The sequence below is a fragment of the Phenylobacterium sp. genome (genome assembly GCF_035569475.1).
Taxonomy (GTDB): Bacteria; Pseudomonadota; Alphaproteobacteria; order Caulobacterales; family Caulobacteraceae; genus Phenylobacterium.
In genome coordinates this window covers 1-17,560 of the sequence record NZ_DATMNA010000091.1, presented here as the reverse complement: position 1 = coordinate 17,560, position 17,560 = coordinate 1, and the positions used below count along the sequence as shown (strand labels likewise).

Sequence of the window (17,560 nt, the reverse complement as noted above, 5' to 3'; positions counted from 1 at the left end):
CGCGACAACTCCTCTCCCCCGCAAAGCGAGAGGGAGGGGCCGGGAGAGAGCGGCGCCGGCGCACGATCCCGTCGAGACGTTCACGCCATGATCCTCGGTCAACCTCCGGCGCGGCTGAAATGTCGGGCCGCCCTCTCCTCGCCTCTTCCCTCTCTCGCTTCGCTCGGGGGAGAGGATTGGGGTCAGTACAGGCCGTTGACCTCGTCCTTCTTGGCGGGCGGCTTGGGCGGCGGGTTGACGGCGGCCGCGGCGTTGGGGGCGCCGGTGATCCCCGCGCCGAACACCTTGTCGTAGGGCTGCGGCCCGGTCAGGTCCTGAATGTCGGCCACCCTCGGCTCGGTGCCGGGCTTGAAGGCTTCGCGGATGCCGCGGACCATGGCGTAGCGGGCGTTGACCGGCGCCTTGAAGTCGTCGGGGACGTAGAGCTTGTTGGCCTCCTGCATGAAGCCGATGAAGATCGGCAGGGCGGCCTGGGCGCCCGTCTCGCCGTTGCCGAGGCTGCGGTTGTCGTCGAAGCCCACATAGGTGCCCACCACGATGTGCGGGGTGAAGCCCACGAACCAGGCGGAGCGGAACTCGCTGGTGGTGCCGGTCTTGCCGCCGGTGGGCCGACCCAGGACGTTGGCCGCCGCCGCCGTGCCGCGCTGGACCACGCCCTGCAGCATGGAGGTGATCTGATAGGCGGTGATCGGGTCCCAGACCTGGGCGCCGGTCGGCGGAATGCGCGGGCTCTCGTCGCCGTTGAAGCCCGCGGTGCAGCGGTCGCACTCGCGCTGGTCGGCCTTGAAGATGGTCTTGCCTTCGCGGTCCTGGACCAGCTCGATCAGGTGCGGCTCGACCTTGCGGCCGCCGTTGACGAAGGCGGAATAGGCCCCGGTCAGCTTGAACACCGTGGTCTCGCCGGCGCCCAGCGCCATGGCCAGCACGTTTTCCATCTTGGTGACGACGCCCAGCCGGATCGCCGAGGCGCTGATCTTCGGCATGCCGACGCCCTGGGCCAGGCGCACGGTCATGGTGTTGCGGCTGAGCTCCAGGCCCTTCCGAAGTTGCAGCGGGCCCAGGTAGTCGTGCTCGTAGTTCTCCGGCGTCCAGGCCTGGCCGTTGGCGCCGGTGAGCGTGATCGGCCCGTCCAGCACCACGCTGGCCGGCGTGTAGCCGTTCTCCAGGGCCGTGGCGTAGACGATCGGCTTGAAGGCCGAGCCGGGCTGGCGCAGCGCCTGGGTGGCGCGGTTGAAGCTGGAGAGCGAGAAGGAATAGCCGCCGACCATGGCCAGCACGCGCCCGGAGTCCGGGTCCATGGCCACCAGGGCGCCGTTCACCGCGGGCACCTGCTTCAGGCGGAAGTCAGGCCCGCCCTTTTCGTTGGGCGCCACGAAGATCAGATCGCCGGCGCCGATGCCCTTGCCCGCGCGGGCCCAGGCGACGTCCTCGGGCGCGAGCGCGCCGGACTGGCCCTCGACCGTCTGGATATGGGCTCCGCCCTTCACGTCGGTGACGACGGCGGCGCGCCAGGTGCGGCGCTCGGCGGGCGTGACCGTCTTCTTGGCGACGGCTTCCCAGCCGGCCAAGGTCGCCACATGGCCCCAGGCGCCGCGCCAGCCGTGGCGGTGGTCGTAGCGCTCCAGCCCGTCCATCAGCGCCGTACGCGCCGCGCTCTGCAGGCGCGGGTCCAGGGTGGTGCGCATGTAGTAGCCACCCTCGGTGAGGCGGGGGCCGAGCGTCGCCAGGCCCCGGCGGCGCACCTCTTCGACGAAATAGTCGGCGTCGCGGTACTTCGCCCGCGTCGGCTCCGGCTGGACGACCAGGTCCTCCTGCTTGGCGGCGGCGGCCTGGGCGCGGGTCACCCAGCCGGAATCGGCCATCTGATCCAGCACCCAGTTGCGGCGTTGCATGGCCTGGGCCTTGTGCCGGATCGGGTGGTAGTTGTCCGGCCCCTTGGGCAGGGACGCCAGGTACGCGCACTGGGCCAGGTCCAGGTCGGTGATCGACTTGCCGAAATAGTTGTAGGCCGCCGCGCCCACGCCATAGGACCGGTAGCCCAGCCAGATCTCGTTCAGATAGAGCTCGAGGATCCGCTCCTTGGAGAGCGCGCCGTCGAGCTGCTGGGCGATCATCGCCTCCTTCAGCTTGCGGCCGAGGGTGGCGTCGTTGGTCAGCAGGATGTTCTTGGCCACCTGCTGGGTGATGGTCGAGCCGCTCTCCAGCCGCCGGCCCTGGGCGATGTTGATGATGTCCTTGGCGCTGGCGCGGACGATGCCGGTGTAGTCGAGGCCGGCGTGCTTGAAGAAATTGCGGTCCTCCGCCGCCAGGAAGGCCTGGGCGAGCTGCGGCGGGATGTTGTCGTAGGGCACGAAGATCCGCCGCTCGCGGGAGAACTCCCCGATCAGGGTCCCGTCCCAGGCGTAGGCGCGGGTGGCCGTCGGCGGATGGTAGTCGGCCAGGTCCGAGGCGTCGGGCATGTCGTGGAACAGCCACGCGGCCCAGATGGCGACGGCGAAGCCGGCCACGGCGATGAGGCTCAGCACCGTCACGCCGGCGATCGCGACCCATCTTTCGCGGGGAAGATCCAACGGACTAACGGCCTCCAGAGGCGCCCCGCCCCATCAGGCCCGGTCTAAACGGCTTCGAATGCGGCGCCAACGGGGCGCGCGCCGCGCCTGCGTCAGCGCGACGCCAACCGCGTGGCCTCGGCGAAGTAGTCGTCGATGGCGTCGCCGACCGAACTCATCAGGCGTTTGCGCTCGGACGGGTCGCGCAGGAACGCCTCGTCCTCGGCGTTGGTGACGAAGCCCATCTCCAGCAGGACGGCCGGCACGTCGGGGGCCAGCAGCACCATGAAGCCGGCGTCGCGCTGGCTGCGGCGCAGCAGCGGCGCCTTGCCGTCGATGTGGGTGACGAGCGTGTTGGCGAAGGCCGCCGAGCGGTTCTTGGTGTTGCGCTGGGTCAGGTCGAAGAGAATGTCCTGCACCCCGCGGTCGCCCGTGAGGCTCGCCTTCATGAACCAGTCGTCCTGCTTCACGAATCGCGCGGCGCGGTTCGAGGCCTTGTCGGAAAGGGTGTAGACGGACGCTCCGCGCACGCTGGCGTCGCCGCCCGAGTCGGAGTGCAAGGAGATGAACAGGTCGGCGCCGGACCGCTGGGCGATCCGCACCCGGTCCTGTAGCGGCACGTAGGTGTCGTCCTCGCGGGTCAGCACCACGCGATAGCGGGTCGAGCGCTCGAGGCGCTCCTTCAGGGCGAGGGCCGCGGCCAGGTTGACGTCCTTCTCGAAGCCCTGGGCCCCGACCGCGCCGGGATCGTGGCCGCCGTGGCCCGGGTCGATGACGATGACCTTCTTCAGCGAGACCGGCGCGGCGTGGATCACCGGCACGATCTGCGGCCGTAGCTTCAGGGACACCGGAATCGCAGAGGCCTTGGCGCTGGTCATCCGCACCTGGCCCGGCGCGGAAATCACGTCCACCACATAGCGGTAGTGGTCGATGCCGTCGGCGGGCGGCAGCAGGAAGCGGCCCTTGATCCTGGCGTCGGGCGCGAGGTCGATCTGCAGGCGTGCGCCGCCGGAGGTCTGGTCGACGGACCAGGCTTTCACCAGGCCCTGGCCCTGGCCCTGCAGGCCGCCGGCGGCCGAAACGGTGGGCAGGACGAGGACGGCGTGGCCGTCGCCGGCGCCGTCGGCGACCAGCCGGCCGCTGGCGGCCTGGTCCAGGTCCATGACCAGCCGGGTCGCCTGCGCATCGCCGCCCAGGCGCACCTTCAGCAGACCCCCCAGCGCGCCCGCGGCGTGCGAGGCCACGGCGCCGGCCAGGCCCACGGCGACGGCGGCCGCCGCGGCTATCGCCACGCGCCCCCGGTTCCGCATCAGGACCCCTGCCCCCAACCGCATTCTGGCCTCAACCCCTCGAGGAGTACTTCAAGTCCTCAATCCGACAGCCATATACGCGCTGAGCCGGTGGAGAAAAGATTAACCACACCTTGCGGCATGCGACCTTCGCGGTTCGGCTTTCCTTTTGCCGCCTGGTGTTGCAATGTCCCGCCGCGCGCCAAACCGCCTCTCGCGTCATGCGGGGCGAAGGGTCGCGCGAACAAAAGCCCGCGTCAGCTGACCGTTTCTCGGCGACCGACGCCCTATCCGATCCGCGCCATTCCGGCGCGCCTAGGAACACACTCGATGGGCAGCGCTGCTCACGCCACATACCGGCCTCAGGCCCTCGGAGACGCCGTTCGCGGCGCCTGCTCCGCCGGCGCGCGCGTCCATCCCACAAAAAGCGAGCTGCGCCTGGTCCGAAAGCCCAGAGCGCGCCGCGGAGATAATCTTAATGTCCAAGAACATGTTGATCGACGCTGCCCACGCGGAAGAGACGCGCGTGGTGGTGGTCGACGGAACCCGCGTTGAAGAGTTCGATTTCGAGAGCTCCAACCGAAAGCAGCTCAGGGGAAATATCTATCTCGCCAAGGTGACGCGCGTTGAGCCGTCGCTGCAGGCAGCGTTCATCGAGTACGGCGGCAATCGCCACGGCTTCCTGGCCTTCAACGAAATCCACCCCGACTACTACCAGATCCCGGTCGCCGACCGCGAAGCGCTGATGCGCGAAGAGGCGGAGGAAGAGGATGACCACCACGAACCGCGCGGCCGCCGCAAGTCGGCCGACGCCTCCGAGGGCGGCTCCGAGGACGAGGACGAGGATCACGACGCCGTCTCCGAGGACGATGACGACGTCATGGAGGAAGAGGTCGCCCGGCGCCGCCGGCGGCTGATGCGCAAGTACAAGATCCAGGAAGTGATCCGCCGCCGGCAGATCATGCTGGTCCAGGTCGTCAAGGAAGAGCGCGGCAACAAGGGCGCGGCGCTCACCACCTACCTGTCGCTGGCCGGCCGCTACGGCGTGCTCATGCCCAATACGGCAAGAGGGGGCGGCATCAGCCGCAAGATCGAGACCGCCACCGACCGCCGCCGCCTGAAGGGCATCGTGCAGAGCCTGGACGTGCCGCAGGGCATGGGCCTGATCGTGCGCACCGCCGGCGCCAAGCGCACCAAGGCCGAGCTGAAGCGCGACTACGACTATCTGCTCAGGCTCTGGGAAAACATCCGCGAGACCACGCTGCACTCCATCGCGCCGGCCCTCATCTACGAGGAAGAGGACCTGGTGAAGCGGGCGATCCGCGACCTCTACGACAAGGACATCGACGGCGTCTTCGTCGAGGGCGAGGCCGGCTTCAAGGAAGCACGCGAGTTCATGCGCATGCTGATGCCCAGCCAGGCCAAGAAGGTGCAGCTTTACCGCGAGCCGACGCCGCTGTTCGTCAAGCACCGGGTCGAGGACCACCTCAGCCAGATCTATTCGCCGGTCGTCCCGCTGCGCAGCGGCGGCTACCTGGTGATCAACCAGACCGAGGCCCTGGTGGCCGTCGACGTGAACTCCGGCAAGTCCACGCGCGAGCGGAACATCGAGGCCACGGCGCTCAAGACCAACATGGAAGCCGCCGAGGAGGCCGCGCGCCAGCTCCGGCTGCGCGACCTCGCCGGCCTGATCGTCATCGACTTCATCGACATGGATGAGTCGAAGAACAACCGCGCCGTCGAGAAGAAGCTGAAGGACTGCCTGAAGGACGACCGCGCGCGCGTCCAGATGGGCAAGATCTCGGCCTTCGGCCTGATGGAAATCTCCCGCCAGCGCCGCCGCACCGGCGTGCTGGAGGGCACCACCCACGTCTGCGAACATTGCGCCGGCACCGGCCGGGTGCGCTCGGTGGAGTCCAGCGCGCTCGCGGCCCTGCGCAGCCTGGAGCTGGAGGCCCTGAAGGGCGGCGGCGAGGCGACGCTGAAGACGCCCCGCGCGGTCGGCCTCTACATCCTGAACGAGAAGCGCGCCCACCTGGCGCGGCTGCAGCAGACGCTCGGGCTGTTCGTCACCATCCTGGTGGACGACGCCATGACCCAGGCCGACTGCCTGATCGAGCGCACCTCGATGGAGCAGCGGCCTGACCACGCCCTGGTCGCCGCGCCGGCCGCGGCCTATGCGCCGATGGTCGACGACGGCTACGACGACGAGGCCGTCGAGGACGAGGACGAGGAAGACGAAGAGGAAGAGGTCGCTCTCGAGCGTGAAGACACCGACGACGACGAGCCGCACGCCCGCGCCGATCGCGCCCGGCGCGACGACGAGTCCGAGGAGGGCGAAGGCGCCCGCCGCGGCCGCCGCCGCCGCCGCCGGGGCCGCAGGGACGGCGAACCGCGGGAGCCGCGCGAAGCCGGCGCCTCCGCGCCTCGCCCCGCCGACGGTCCGCGCGACGACAGCGAGGGCGGCGAGGGCCGCCGCCGCCGCCGGGGCCGCCGCGGCGGACGCCGGATGCGCGACGACAGCCGCCCGGCCGACCCGTTCTCCTGGACCCGCCCCTGGGTGCCCTACGGCGACGACCCGTTCGTCTGGTACGACCCGTCGGAAGACATGAAGAAGGCGCAGGAACCCGCGCCGTCGCCCGCCAACGACCAGCGTGAGGCGCCGCGCGTGGCGGCTGAGGCCGCGGCCCCCGCTCCCACCACCGCGGCCCGCGCCGCCGACAGCGGCGGCGAGGAGATCTGGGTCGAGCTGCCCGCCGCCGAGGATCGCCCGAAGCGTCCCCGCCGCGGTCGCGGCCGCGGCCGCGGCGGCGCAGAGGAGTCCCTCGTCGAGGCCCCGACGCCTGTCCTGGAGCCGGAAGCGGTCGCCGTCGCGGCGCCGGAGCCCGAGCCCACGCCGGAGCCTGTCGCCGCCGAGGCCGCGCCGCCCGCCAAGAAGCCGCGCGCCAGCCGGGCGAAGGCGAAGGCGGTCGCCGAGCCCGCACCGGAAGCGATCGTCGCGCCCGAGCCGAAACCGGCTCCGGAACCCGTGGCCGTCGCCCCGCGCGAGCCGGACCCTGCGGAGATTTCCGCGCCGCCCGCCGCGCCCCGCAAAGGCTGGTGGCGGCGCGGCTGACGCGCTAGGTTCCGAACAGGGGGGCGCAGTCGAGAGTTGAGCATGGCCGCTCCTGCCCGTTCGGTCTTCCGCATGGCCCTGGCTGCGACCCTGGCCTTCAGCACGGTGCTGAGGCCGGGGATCGCGGCGGCGCAATTCGCGCCCGGTGACAGCCTCATCCGCGACACCGAGATCGAGGAGATCCTGCACCGCGACGTGGCGCCGATCTTCGCCGCCGCGGGAATCGACCCGAAGGGCATCCAGATCGTCCTGGTGGGCTCGAAGGAGCCCAACGCCGCGGCCGCGCCCGGGGTGATGATGGTCACCACGGCGCTGATCCTGCAGTCGGACAATCCCAACGAGTTGCAGGGCGTCATGGCCCACGAGATCGGCCACCTGGCCGGCGGCCACAGCTTCCGATCCGGGGAGATGCAGCGCGCCGGCATGGTTCCGATGATCCTGACCATGGGCCTGGGCGTGCTGGCCGCCGTCGCCGGCGCCGGGGACGCCGCGGCGGGGCTCATCTCCAGCGCGCCCTACTTCGGCGCCCTGGGCGCCGCCGGCTATAGCCGCGAACAGGAAGGCCGAGCCGACCAGGCCGGCGCCACCTACATGGAGAAGGCCGGCCTTTCGGCCCGCGGCCTGGCCGAGTTCTTCAACAAGTACCGCTACCAGGAAGTCTTCGCCCAGTACCGCCGCTACAAGTTCTTCATCGACCACCCGCTGTCGTCGGACCGCATCGAGTCGTTGCAGAGCCGGGTGGCGGCCTTGCCGCACTACTACAAGAAGGACAGCCCCGAGGCGATCGCCGAGCACGAGATCATGAAGGCCAAGCTGGACGGCTTCATCAATCCGCAGGTCTCGGCCAGCAAGTACGACGAGAAGGACACGTCCTATCCGGCGCGCTACGCCCGGGCGATCGCCTACTACCAGATGAAGGAGCCCGAAAAGGCGTTGAAGCGGGTGGACGCCCTGCTCGAGGAACAGCCGAACAACGCCTTCCTCTACGAGTTGAAGGGCCAGATCATGTTCGAGTTCGGCCAGGTCGAGGGCGCGGAAGCGCCGCAGCGCAAGTCCGTGGAGCTGCGCCCTGACGCCCCGCTGCTGCGGATCAACCTTGGCCAGACGCTGATCGCGCTCAATAGCCGCCCCAAGACCGAGGAGGGCATCTCGGAGCTCAAGAAGGCGCTGACCCAGGAACCGGACAACGCCGCGGCCTGGCGGGTCCTCGCCGAGGCCTATGACAAGCATGGCGACGAGGGCCTCGCGCGGCTGGCCACCGCCGAATTCCAGTTCAATGTCGGCAACATGGTCCTGGCCCGCCAGTTCGCGATCCGCGCCCGTGACCGGCTGCCGAAGGACAGCGCCGACTGGCGGCGCGCCACGGACATCGTGCTGGTCTCCCAGCCGACCGGCGACGACCTGCGGCGCGGCGGCGGGCAAGGCCTGCAGATCACCAGCCAGTTCCACTGACGGCCAAGAGCCCTTCCCACTCAGGTTGAATCAACCTCAGTGGACCAGAAGGGCTCCAGATATAGGCGACGACCCTGTTCTTTCCCGGCTGACTTGATCCAAGTCAGCCGGGACAGGGTCTAGCTGGATCGCCTCGCAAAAGTCGCCAATCCGGCCTATCTGGCGGGCATGACATTCCTGCTTCGCGGCCTGCGCGCCCGCACCCTCGCTGTCCTGGTCCTCTCCGCGGCCGGCCTCGCCGGATGCCAGAGAGCCGACGACGCGGCCTTCGGCCAACGCGTCCACGCCTATCTGATGGCCCATCCCGAGGTGATCCGCGAGGCGGCCGAGAAGCTCAATCACAACGAGAAACTGGCGGCCGAGAAGGCCTCCACCGACGCGATCGCCAAGTTTCGCGGCCAGTTGGAGCACGACCCGCGCGACTTCGTCGCCAACCCGAACGGCAAGGTCACGGTGGTGGAGTTCTTCGACTACCGCTGCGGCTACTGCAAGCTGGCCGCGCCTGAGGTGGTCAAGCTGATCGACCAGAACCCGGACATCCGGTTCGTCTTCAAGGAATTCCCGATCTTCGGCGAGGTGTCCGACACCGCCGCCAAGGTGGCCCTCACCCGCGAGGCCAAGGCCAAGGGCGTGCAACTCTATCAGGCCCTGATGAGCGAGAAGGCGCTGGACGACGCGGCGCTGGACCGCCACCTGACCGAGCTGGGGATCGATCCCGCCGCGGCGCGCAAGGACGCCGAGCATCCGCTGATCGAGCGCCAGATCCTCGATTCGCACGCACTCGCCGAGAACCTGAAGATCGAAGGCACGCCGGCCTTCATCATCGGCGACACCATGATCCCGGGCGCCGACCTGCCCGCGTTGCGGGCCGCCATCGCCGCCGCCAAGGGCGGCCCGGCCCCGGCCAAAAGCACAAGTTGACCCGCGGTCGGCGCCTTGACGCGAGGGCAGCGAGCATTTGGCGTAGTGTTCGGTCCTGACGAATGGGAGCCGACGAGATGATGCAACGGGTGCTGGTGATCGGCGCCGGCATGGCCGGGCTCTGGACGGCGCTGGCGCTCGCGCCGACGGGTCGCCACGTGACCCTGCTGGAACGCGACCCGTGCCCGCCGGAGGGCGGCGCGGACGCGGCCTTCGACAGTTGGGCCCGGCGCGGCGTCGGCCACCTGCGGCACAGCCACGCCTTCCTGGCCCGCCTGCGCCTGCTGATCCGCGACCAGCACCCGGAGCTGCTGGCGGAGTTGCTGGCGGCCGGCTGCCGCGACCTCGGCTTCGAGGGCGGCCTGACCGACATCCACAAGCGCAGCTACGCGCCCGATCCGGTGGACCGCGATCTGGCCGTGCTGACCAGCCGGCGCACCACGCTGGAGCTGATCATCCGCCGCTACGTCGAGCGCCAGCCCAATGTCACGATCCGCCCGAGCGCCTTCGTGAAGGGGCTCAGAATCGCGCCCGGCCCGGTTCCAACCGTCACCGGCGTGATCGTCGAGGACGCCGACGGGGTCCATGAGCTTTCGGCCGACATCGTGGTCGACGCCGCGGGCCGCACCTCCGACGCCGTGGAGCAACTGCGCGAGGCCGGCGCCACGATCATCGAGGAGTCCGAGGACTGCGGCATCCTCTACTTCACCCGCCACTACCGGTTGAACCCGGGCGTCGAGGAGCCGCCGCGCGGCAAGGCGCCGGTCACCGGGGACCTGGAATACCTGAAGTTCGGGGTCTTCCCGGGGGACAACGGCTGCTTTTCCATCACCCTGTGCGTGCCCGAGGTCGAGGAAGAGCTGCGCAAGAAGGTGGTCGACCCGGCCACGTTCGACGGCGTCTGCGCGCGCCTGCCCGGCCTGGCGCCCTGGATCGACCCGGCGACCGCGACGCCGATCAGCCGGGTGTTCGGCATGGGCGACCTGCACAGCCGCTGGCGCGACTTCGCACCCGGCGGCAAGGCCGCGGCGCTGGGCTTCTTCCCCGTCGGCGACAGCCTGGTGCGGTCGAACCCGCTCTATGGGCGCGGCTGCTCCTTCGCCGCGGTCAGCGCCCACCTGCTGCGCGACGCCCTGCAGATGTTCGAGGACCCGGCCGCGCGGCTGGAGGCCTATCAGCGCCGCACGGAGGCGGAGCTTCGCCCTTATTACAAGGTCATGCGCGACGCCGACCGCAGCGCCATCCGCCGCGCCCGCCATGCGCTGACCCCCGGCCACCAGCCCAGCCTCAGGAGCCGCCTGGCCAAGGGCTTTCTGGAGGACGGCGTGGCCATCGCCGTGCGCTCCGACGTGGACCTGTTGCGCGCCGCCCTGCGCGGCTTCCACATGCTGGAGGACCCGCAGGCCTGGCTGAAGCGGCCGAAGAACCTGGCCAAGGTGCTGGGCTACTGGGCGCGCGGCAAGGCGGCCAACGCCGAGGCCTACCGGCCCCGCGGCGGTCCCGAGCGGACCGAGATGCTGCAGGGCCTCGGGCTCTCGCCGGAGCTCGACATCGAGCGGGTGCGCGAGCGCGCCGCCGCCTGACTTTCCCTTGCCACAACGCGGGAAAGGAAGGGGTCTAGATCAACCCCGCCATCGGCGAGGACGGATCGGCGTAGGACTTCTTGGCCATCCGTCCGGCGAGGAAGGCTTCGCGGCCCGCGATCACCGCGTGCTTCATGGCGACCGCCATGCGGATCGGGTCCTTGGCCCCGGCAATGGCGGTGTTCATCAGCACCGCGTCGCAGCCGGCCTCCATGGCCAGCACCGCGTCGGAGGCCGTGCCGACGCCGGCGTCCACCAGCACCGGCACCTTCGCCTGCTCGATGATCAGGCCGAGGTTGAGGAAATTCTGGATGCCGCGCCCCGACCCGATCGGCGCCGCAGCCGGCATGATCGCCGCCGCGCCGGCCTCCTCCAGCTTCAGGGCGTAGACCGGGTCGTCCGAGCAATAGACCATCACCTGGAAGCCGTCGGCGATCAGCAGCTTCAGCGCCCGAAGCGTCTCCTCCATGTCCGGCAGTAGGTGCTTGGTGTCGGACAACACCTCCAGCTTCACCAGGTCCCAGCCGCCCGCCTCGCGCGCCAGGCGCAGGGTGCGGACGGCCTCCTCGCCGGTGAAACAACCGGCGGTGTTGGGCAGGAACGTGAAGCGGTCGGGCTTCACATAGTCGACCAGCATGGGCTGGCTGGGGTCCGACAGGTTCACCCGGCGCAGCGCCACGGTGACGATCTCGGCCCCCGCCGCGTCGGCCGCCGCGGCGTTTTCGGCATAGTCCTTGTACTTGCCCGTGCCGACGATCAGCCGCGAGGTGAAGGTGCGGCCGGCGACGGTCCAGGTGTCCGGGGCTGCGTGGGTCGATCCGTCCATGTCAGCCGCCTCCGATGAAGTGCACGATCTCGATCCGGTCGCCGTCGGCGAGCGCCATCTTCCCATAGGCCGACCGCGGCACGATCTCCAGATTGCGCTCGATCGCCACCTTGCGCCCGTCCAGGCCCAGGGCCGAAACCAGGGCCGCCAGGTGCGGCAGCGGCTCGAAAGTGCGGGCCTCTCCGTTGACGATGAGGTTCATGCGGGCTCCTCGAAATCCAGCAAGCTTGTGACCCTGTCGCCCTACCGGTACAAGACACCGGAATCGACGGCGGAGCCGAATGCCGAAACCGATCTATGTGCTGAGCGGGCCCAATCTCAACCTCCTGGGCGCCCGCGAGCCGGAGATTTACGGACATCAGACCTTGGAAGACGTGCAGCGGCTCTGCGAGGCCCGCGCGTCGGCCTTGGGCCGCACCGTCGTGTTCCGGCAATCGAACCACGAGGGCGAGCTGATCGACTGGATCCAGGAGGCCCGCGAGAAGGCCTGCGCCGTGGTCATCAACCCGGCGGGCTATGGCCACACCTCGGTGGCGATCCTCGACGCGCTGAAGATGGTCGGGGTCCCGGTGATCGAATGCCACCTCTCGAACCCCGCCGCGCGCGAGGCGTTCCGGCATCAGACCTACGTCTCCCTCGCCGCGACCGGCGTCGTGTCCGGGTTCGGCGCCGCGAGCTATGAACTGGCCGTCGAGGCTGCCGCGGGCCTGACCGGCCCGACCTAGACCACACGCCTAAAGACAAGAAGCGAAGGTAACTCCATGGCTAGCCCTCCCAAGGCCCCCGCCGCCGATCCGATCGACGCGCGCCTGGTGCGCAGACTGGCCGACATCCTGACGGAAACCGGCCTGTCGGAGATCGAGGTCGAGCACTCGGGCCTTAAGATCCGCGTGGCCAAGACCCTGACCGCCCAGCCGATGCAGGTGATGCACGCCGCGCCCGCCGCCATGGCCGCACCCGTCGCCGCGGCCGCCGTGGCGTCGGCCGCCGCCTCCGCCGAGGCCGCCTCGTCGGCCCGCGCCGCCGGCGACGAGGTGAAGTCGCCGATGGTGGGCAGCGTCTACCTGCAGCCCGAGCCGGGCGCCGACCCCTTCGTGAAGGTCGGCGACACCGTGGCGGCCGGCCAGACCCTGATGATCATCGAGGCCATGAAGACCATGAACCCGATCCCCGCGCCCAAGGCCGGCCGGATCGTGGCGATCCTGGTGGAGGATGGCCAGCCCGTGGAGTTCGGCGAGCCGCTCGCGGTCATCGGCTAGCGTGGTGGATTTGAAGTTCCCACCCCGCCAGCGGCAAGCGCCGCTGGGAACTTCAAATCCGAAAACCACGCTAGAAAACATATACTTGCTAGTGTCCTCATCGACCTCGAAATTCGCCCGAGATCGATCCAGGCGCTGGCGAATTTCGAGGTCGGGACACTAGACCCATGTTCGACAAGATCCTCATCGCCAACCGCGGCGAGATCGCCCTTCGCGTGCACCGCGCGTGCAAGGAGATGGGCATTTCCACCGTCGCCGTGCACTCCGAGGCCGACTCGGGCGCCATGTGGGTGCGGCTCGCCGACGAAAGCGTCTGCATCGGGCCGCCTTCGGCGGCCAAGAGCTATCTGAACATCCCCTCGATCATCGCCGCCGCGGAGATCACCGGGGCTCAGGCGATCCATCCAGGCTACGGATTCCTTTCGGAAAACGCCCGTTTCGCCGAGATCGTCGGCGCTCACGGCTTCACCTTCATCGGACCCAAGCCCGAGCACATCAAGATGATGGGCGACAAGATCACCGCCAAGCAGGCGGTGAAGGCGGTTGGCATCCCGGTGGTGCCCGGCTCGGACGGCGCGGTGACCAGCGAGGAGGAAGCCTTCGCGGCGGCCAAGGCCATCGGCTTCCCAGTGCTGATCAAGGCCGCCGCGGGCGGCGGCGGGCGCGGCATGAAGGTCGCCCAGACCGAAGCCGATCTCTACGAGGCGGTGTCCACCGCCCGCTCCGAGGCCAAGGCGGCGTTCGGCGACGACGCGGTCTACATGGAGCGCTACCTCCAGACCCCGCGGCACATCGAGTTGCAGGTGGTCGCCGACAGCTTCGGCAACGTCTGCCACCTGGGCGAACGCGACTGCTCGCTTCAGCGCCGCCACCAGAAGGTCCTGGAAGAGGCGCCCTCGCCGGCCATCGACGCCGCCGCGCGCGAGAAGATCGGCAAGGTGGTGGTCGATGCGGTGAAGGCGATCGGCTACCTGGGCGTCGGCACCATCGAGTTCCTCTACGAGAACGGCGAGTTCTTCTTCATCGAGATGAACACCCGCCTGCAGGTGGAACACCCGGTCACCGAGGCGATCACCGGCATCGACCTGGTGCGCGAGCAGATTCGCATCGCCGCCGGCCTGCCGCTCAGCTTCGCCCAGAAGGACGTGGTCTTCGAGGGCCACGCCATCGAGTGCCGGATCAACGCCGAGAACCCGAAGACCTTCGCCCCCTCGCCAGGCCTGGTCACCGACTTCCACGCGCCGGGCGGCCTGGGCGTGCGGATGGATAGCGCCCTCTACGCCGGCTACACGATCCCGCCCTACTACGACTCCCTGATCGGCAAGCTGATCGTTCACGGCCGCGACCGGGCCGAGTGCATCGCGCGCCTGAACCGCTGCCTCGGCGAGGTGGTGGTGGCCGGGATCGACACCAACATCCCGCTCTTCCAGGAGCTTCTGACCCAGCCGGACATCATCGCGGGCGACTACAACATCCACTGGCTGGAAAACTGGATGAAGGCCCAGGCCGCCGCCTGAACGGGCGGCCTTCCAGCGCGCCGCGCCATCCCTTAGGCTCGCGGGAGTCTCGGGGGAAGCCTGGCATGAAGACAGTGTTGGCTTGGGTGGCGGCCGCGGCTGTTTGCGCAGGCGGCGGGGTTGCGCTCGCCCAACCTCCGGCGACGGCGGCGCCTGCCGCGGCGGCGCCCGCGGCCTCCCAGATTTTCACCTATCAGGAAGTCATGGTCCCCATGCGCGACGGGGTGCGCCTGCAGACCGTGATCATGACGCCCACCAACGCCAAGGGGCCCCTGCCGATCCTGCTGCGGCGCTCGCCCTACGGGGTGCCAGACAAGCCCTACACGGACGTGCCGGACCCGCTGAAGCAGCTCTACGCCGACGGCTACATCTTCGTGATCCAGAACATCCGCGGGCGTTTCAAGTCCGAGGGGACCTTCAGCCTGTCGGAGGACGTGAAGGTCGACCCCGGCAAGGGCACCATCGAGACCCGCGACGCCTACGACACCGTCGACTGGCTGGTGAAGAACGTCGCCGGGAACAACGGCCGCGTCGGCATCTACGGCGTCTCCTACGACGGCTATACCGCCGGGGCGACGCTGCTCGGCCCGCACCCGGCGCTGAAGGCGGTCAGCGAACAGGCCTCGCCGGTCGATCAGTGGATGAACGACGACGACCACCGCTACGGCGCCCTGCGGCTCAGCTACGACTTCGAATATGCGGTTTACGAGGAGGCCGACAAGAACGCCAACACCCACTTCGCCTTCGACAGGTGGGACACCTACGAGTGGTACCTGGCCGCCGGGCCGCTCTCGACGCTCAACGCCGACTACACCCACGGCAAGATCCGCTACTGGAACGAGACGATCGCCCACCCGGACTATGACGACTTCTGGAAGAGCCAGGCCTGGGTGCAGGCGCTGCACGGCTCGACCGTGCCGAACCTCAACGTCGCCGGGTTCTGGGACCAGGAGGACCCCTGGGGCCCCTGGCAGATCTATCGCCACGCCGCCCAGAACGATCCGAAGCACACCAACCTGATGGTGGCCGGCCCCTGGTACCACGGCGGCTGGCGGCGCAGCGTGGGCACGATCGGGGCCACCCCGCTCGGCCAGGACACCAGCCTCGCGTTCCGCGAAACGATCGAGGCGCCGTTCTTCGCCTACTGGCTGCACGGCAAGGGGCAGAAGCCCGCCTGGGCGGCGACCATGTTCCAGACCGGCTCCAACGCCTGGAAGACCTACGCGGCGTGGCCGCCGGCCGCCGCCAAGCCGACCAGCCTCTATTTCCACGCCGACGGGACCCTGAGCTTCACGGCGCCCGGCCCCGGCGAGGCCGGCGCGCACCGCACCTACGTCTCCGACCCGGCCAACCCCGTGCCCTATCGCCAGCGCCCGATCTCGCCGACCTACCCGGGCGGCGACTGGCGCACCTGGGAGTCGGCCGACCAGCGGTTCGTGGATCATCGCCCCGACGTGCTCACCTACGTCAGCGCGCCCTTGACCGAGGACCTGACCGTCTCCGGCCCGGTGGCCGCGGAGCTGTTCGCCTCCACCTCCGGCAGCGACAGCGACTTCGTGGTCAAGCTGATCGACGTGGCCCCGGAGGACGCCCAGAAGCCGGCATGGGCGCCGGACGACGGCCCCCTGCCCGGCCAATACGCCCGCAGCCCCGACGGGTATGAGCTGCCCATCGCCATGGAGGTGCGCCGCGGCCGGTATCTGACGAGCTTCGAGCACCCGCAGGCGCTGACGCCCGACAAGCCGGTGAAATGGGACGTGCCGCTGCGCGACCGCGACCATGTGTTCAAGGCCGGGCACCGGATCATGGTGCAGGTCCAGTCGAGCTGGTTCCCGCTGATCGACCGCAATCCGCAGACCTTCACCCCCAGCATCTACGACGCCAAGGCCGGCGACTTCGTGGCCGCGACCCAGAAGGTCTATGCGGCGCCGGACATGGCCTCGCGGATCGTGCTGCCGGTGGCGCCGGCGGGCGGCTAGACGCTACCGGCCACGCCGAACCTCTGTACTGTCGGCCCATGGCGCAGTTCGACGCCCGCGATCTCCTGGCCTGCTACGCGCGCGGCGTCTTCCCGATGGCCGACGCGCGCGAGGACGAGCGCGTCTTCCTGATCGATCCGGAGCGGCGCGGCGTGATCCCGCTCGACGGCTTCCACGTCTCCCGTCGCCTGGCGCGGACGGTGCGCGCCGAGCCCTTCGAGATCCGCACCGACACCGCCTTCCGCGCCGTGGTCCAGGCCTGCGCCGAGGCCGGCCCCGGGCGGCTCGAGACCTGGATCAATCACCCGATCGAGGATCTCTATGTCCGGCTGCAGGAGCTGGGTTTCGCCCACAGCGTGGAATGCTGGGAGGACGGCGAGCTGGTGGGCGGCCTCTACGGCGTATCGCTGGAGGGCGCCTTCTTCGGCGAAAGCATGTTCTCGCGCCGCCGCGACGCCTCCAAGGTGGCCCTGGTCCACCTGGTCGCCCGACTGATCGCCGGCGGCTACCGCCTGCTGGACGCCCAGTTCATGACCGCGCACCTGACCCAGTTCGGGGCTGTGGAGATCTCACGGCGCGACTATCACCGCCGGCTGAACACGGCGCTGTCGGCCGAGGGCGAGTTTCAGCGCGCGGGCGCGATGGGCGGCGCGGCGGCCCTGCAGGTGATCAGCCAGGCGTCATAGACCGGGTGCTCCAGCGGATGGAGCCCCGGCGACGAGGCGTACATCCACCCCTTGAAGGCCTGGCGCGGCGCCAGCGCCGGCTTGCCCGGCGCCCCGCGCGGTTGGCTGTCGACGGTGACATAGGCCACCGAGTCCTCGACCGCCTCTTCGGGCGCCGATCGCTCGCAGGCCTTCACCGTGAAGACCAGGCTCTTGAACCGCACCGGCCGGCCCACCGCGGCCTCGAAGCGCAGGCTCTGGGCGGTCACCTTGTCGAGGGCCTCGATGACGGCGACGTCGTAGCGCGCGCGGCGCTCGGGAACGCCCGGGGGCTTGGCCTCGGCGGCCGGCGGCGGCGCGGGGGCCACTTCCTTCTCGGTGATCGGCGGCACGTTGAGCGGGGCG

At 69.7% G+C, this 17,560-nt stretch carries 14 protein-coding genes; 9 read left to right on the top strand and 5 right to left on the bottom strand.

Annotated elements, in window-relative coordinates; all coding sequences use genetic code 11:
- Positions 1-182 precede the first annotated feature (182 nt).
- A complete protein-coding gene (locus VNW53_RS14055) occupies positions 183-2,570 on the bottom strand; it encodes a penicillin-binding protein 1A (RefSeq protein WP_325556330.1) in 2,388 nt (795 codons plus the stop codon).
- Positions 2,571-2,662: 92 nt separating this feature from the next.
- On the bottom strand, positions 2,663-3,841 hold the full coding sequence (locus VNW53_RS14050; protein ID WP_325556329.1) for an N-acetylmuramoyl-L-alanine amidase: 1,179 nt from the start codon (positions 3,839-3,841) through the stop codon (positions 2,663-2,665).
- 475 nt (positions 3,842-4,316) lie between these two features.
- On the opposite strand from VNW53_RS14050, the gene VNW53_RS14045 reads away from it, so the two are divergent.
- The 4 genes from VNW53_RS14045 (at position 4,317) to VNW53_RS14030 (ending at position 10,909) form a co-directional block, all read left to right on the top strand.
- The gene (locus tag VNW53_RS14045; protein WP_325556328.1) at positions 4,317-6,953 is read left to right on the top strand and encodes a ribonuclease E/G; all 2,637 of its coding nucleotides are present in this window, start codon (positions 4,317-4,319) and stop codon (positions 6,951-6,953) included.
- A gap of 42 nt (positions 6,954-6,995) precedes the next feature.
- Complete coding sequence (locus VNW53_RS14040; protein WP_325556327.1) at positions 6,996-8,405, top strand: M48 family metalloprotease; 1,410 nt, start codon at positions 6,996-6,998, stop codon at positions 8,403-8,405.
- A 168-nt stretch (positions 8,406-8,573) separates the two neighbouring features.
- The gene (locus tag VNW53_RS14035) at positions 8,574-9,326 is read left to right on the top strand and encodes a DsbA family protein (RefSeq protein WP_325556326.1); all 753 of its coding nucleotides are present in this window, start codon (positions 8,574-8,576) and stop codon (positions 9,324-9,326) included.
- A gap of 77 nt (positions 9,327-9,403) precedes the next feature.
- Positions 9,404-10,909 (top strand): FAD-dependent oxidoreductase, encoded by a 1,506-nt coding sequence (locus tag VNW53_RS14030; protein WP_325556325.1) that lies wholly within the window; start codon positions 9,404-9,406, stop codon positions 10,907-10,909.
- A 34-nt stretch (positions 10,910-10,943) separates the two neighbouring features.
- Here the strand turns inward: VNW53_RS14030 and VNW53_RS14025 are convergent, their stop codons facing one another.
- Complete coding sequence (locus VNW53_RS14025; protein ID WP_325556324.1) at positions 10,944-11,735, bottom strand: thiazole synthase; 792 nt, start codon at positions 11,733-11,735, stop codon at positions 10,944-10,946.
- 1 nt (position 11,736) lies between these two features.
- Positions 11,737-11,937 carry a sulfur carrier protein ThiS gene (gene thiS, locus VNW53_RS14020; protein ID WP_325556323.1) on the bottom strand — a complete coding sequence of 67 codons (201 nt, stop codon included), beginning with the start codon at positions 11,935-11,937 and terminating at the stop codon, positions 11,737-11,739.
- A 79-nt stretch (positions 11,938-12,016) separates the two neighbouring features.
- Between thiS and aroQ the strand changes: the two genes are divergently transcribed.
- The 5 genes from aroQ (at position 12,017) to aat (ending at position 17,176) form a co-directional block, all read left to right on the top strand.
- Positions 12,017-12,460, top strand: coding sequence for a type II 3-dehydroquinate dehydratase (gene aroQ, locus VNW53_RS14015; protein WP_325556322.1), 444 nt, complete (start codon positions 12,017-12,019; stop codon positions 12,458-12,460).
- Between the two features lie 36 nt (positions 12,461-12,496).
- The gene (gene accB / locus VNW53_RS14010) at positions 12,497-12,994 is read left to right on the top strand and encodes an acetyl-CoA carboxylase biotin carboxyl carrier protein (protein WP_325556321.1); all 498 of its coding nucleotides are present in this window, start codon (positions 12,497-12,499) and stop codon (positions 12,992-12,994) included.
- A gap of 167 nt (positions 12,995-13,161) precedes the next feature.
- Entirely contained in the window at positions 13,162-14,511 is a 1,350-nt protein-coding gene (accC, locus tag VNW53_RS14005) for an acetyl-CoA carboxylase biotin carboxylase subunit (RefSeq protein ID WP_325556320.1), read from the top strand.
- A 65-nt stretch (positions 14,512-14,576) separates the two neighbouring features.
- Positions 14,577-16,490 carry a CocE/NonD family hydrolase gene (locus VNW53_RS14000; protein ID WP_325556319.1) on the top strand — a complete coding sequence of 638 codons (1,914 nt, stop codon included), beginning with the start codon at positions 14,577-14,579 and terminating at the stop codon, positions 16,488-16,490.
- Between the two features lie 38 nt (positions 16,491-16,528).
- Positions 16,529-17,176 (top strand): leucyl/phenylalanyl-tRNA--protein transferase, encoded by a 648-nt coding sequence (aat, locus tag VNW53_RS13995; protein ID WP_325556318.1) that lies wholly within the window; start codon positions 16,529-16,531, stop codon positions 17,174-17,176.
- On the opposite strand, the gene VNW53_RS13990 is transcribed toward aat, so the two are convergent.
- On the bottom strand, positions 17,116-17,560 hold a 445-nt coding region (locus tag VNW53_RS13990), incomplete at its 5' end, for a DUF2155 domain-containing protein (protein WP_325556317.1). The two genes, aat and VNW53_RS13990, sit on opposite strands and share 61 nt — an antisense overlap.

Coding starts and splice junctions, on each gene's coding strand:
- VNW53_RS14000 (WP_325556319.1), top strand. CDS start 14,577: ATGAAGACAGTGTTGGCTTGGGTGGCGGCCGCGGCTGTTTGCGCAGGC.
- VNW53_RS14025 (WP_325556324.1), bottom strand. CDS start 11,735: ATGGACGGATCGACCCACGCAGCCCCGGACACCTGGACCGTCGCCGGC.
- aroQ (WP_325556322.1), top strand. CDS start 12,017: ATGCCGAAACCGATCTATGTGCTGAGCGGGCCCAATCTCAACCTCCTG.
- accC (WP_325556320.1), top strand. CDS start 13,162: ATGTTCGACAAGATCCTCATCGCCAACCGCGGCGAGATCGCCCTTCGC.
- VNW53_RS14040 (WP_325556327.1), top strand. CDS start 6,996: ATGGCCGCTCCTGCCCGTTCGGTCTTCCGCATGGCCCTGGCTGCGACC.
- accB (WP_325556321.1), top strand. CDS start 12,497: ATGGCTAGCCCTCCCAAGGCCCCCGCCGCCGATCCGATCGACGCGCGC.
- VNW53_RS14045 (WP_325556328.1), top strand. CDS start 4,317: ATGTCCAAGAACATGTTGATCGACGCTGCCCACGCGGAAGAGACGCGC.
- thiS (WP_325556323.1), bottom strand. CDS start 11,937: ATGAACCTCATCGTCAACGGAGAGGCCCGCACTTTCGAGCCGCTGCCG.
- aat (WP_325556318.1), top strand. CDS start 16,529: ATGGCGCAGTTCGACGCCCGCGATCTCCTGGCCTGCTACGCGCGCGGC.
- VNW53_RS14035 (WP_325556326.1), top strand. CDS start 8,574: ATGACATTCCTGCTTCGCGGCCTGCGCGCCCGCACCCTCGCTGTCCTG.
- VNW53_RS14030 (WP_325556325.1), top strand. CDS start 9,404: ATGATGCAACGGGTGCTGGTGATCGGCGCCGGCATGGCCGGGCTCTGG.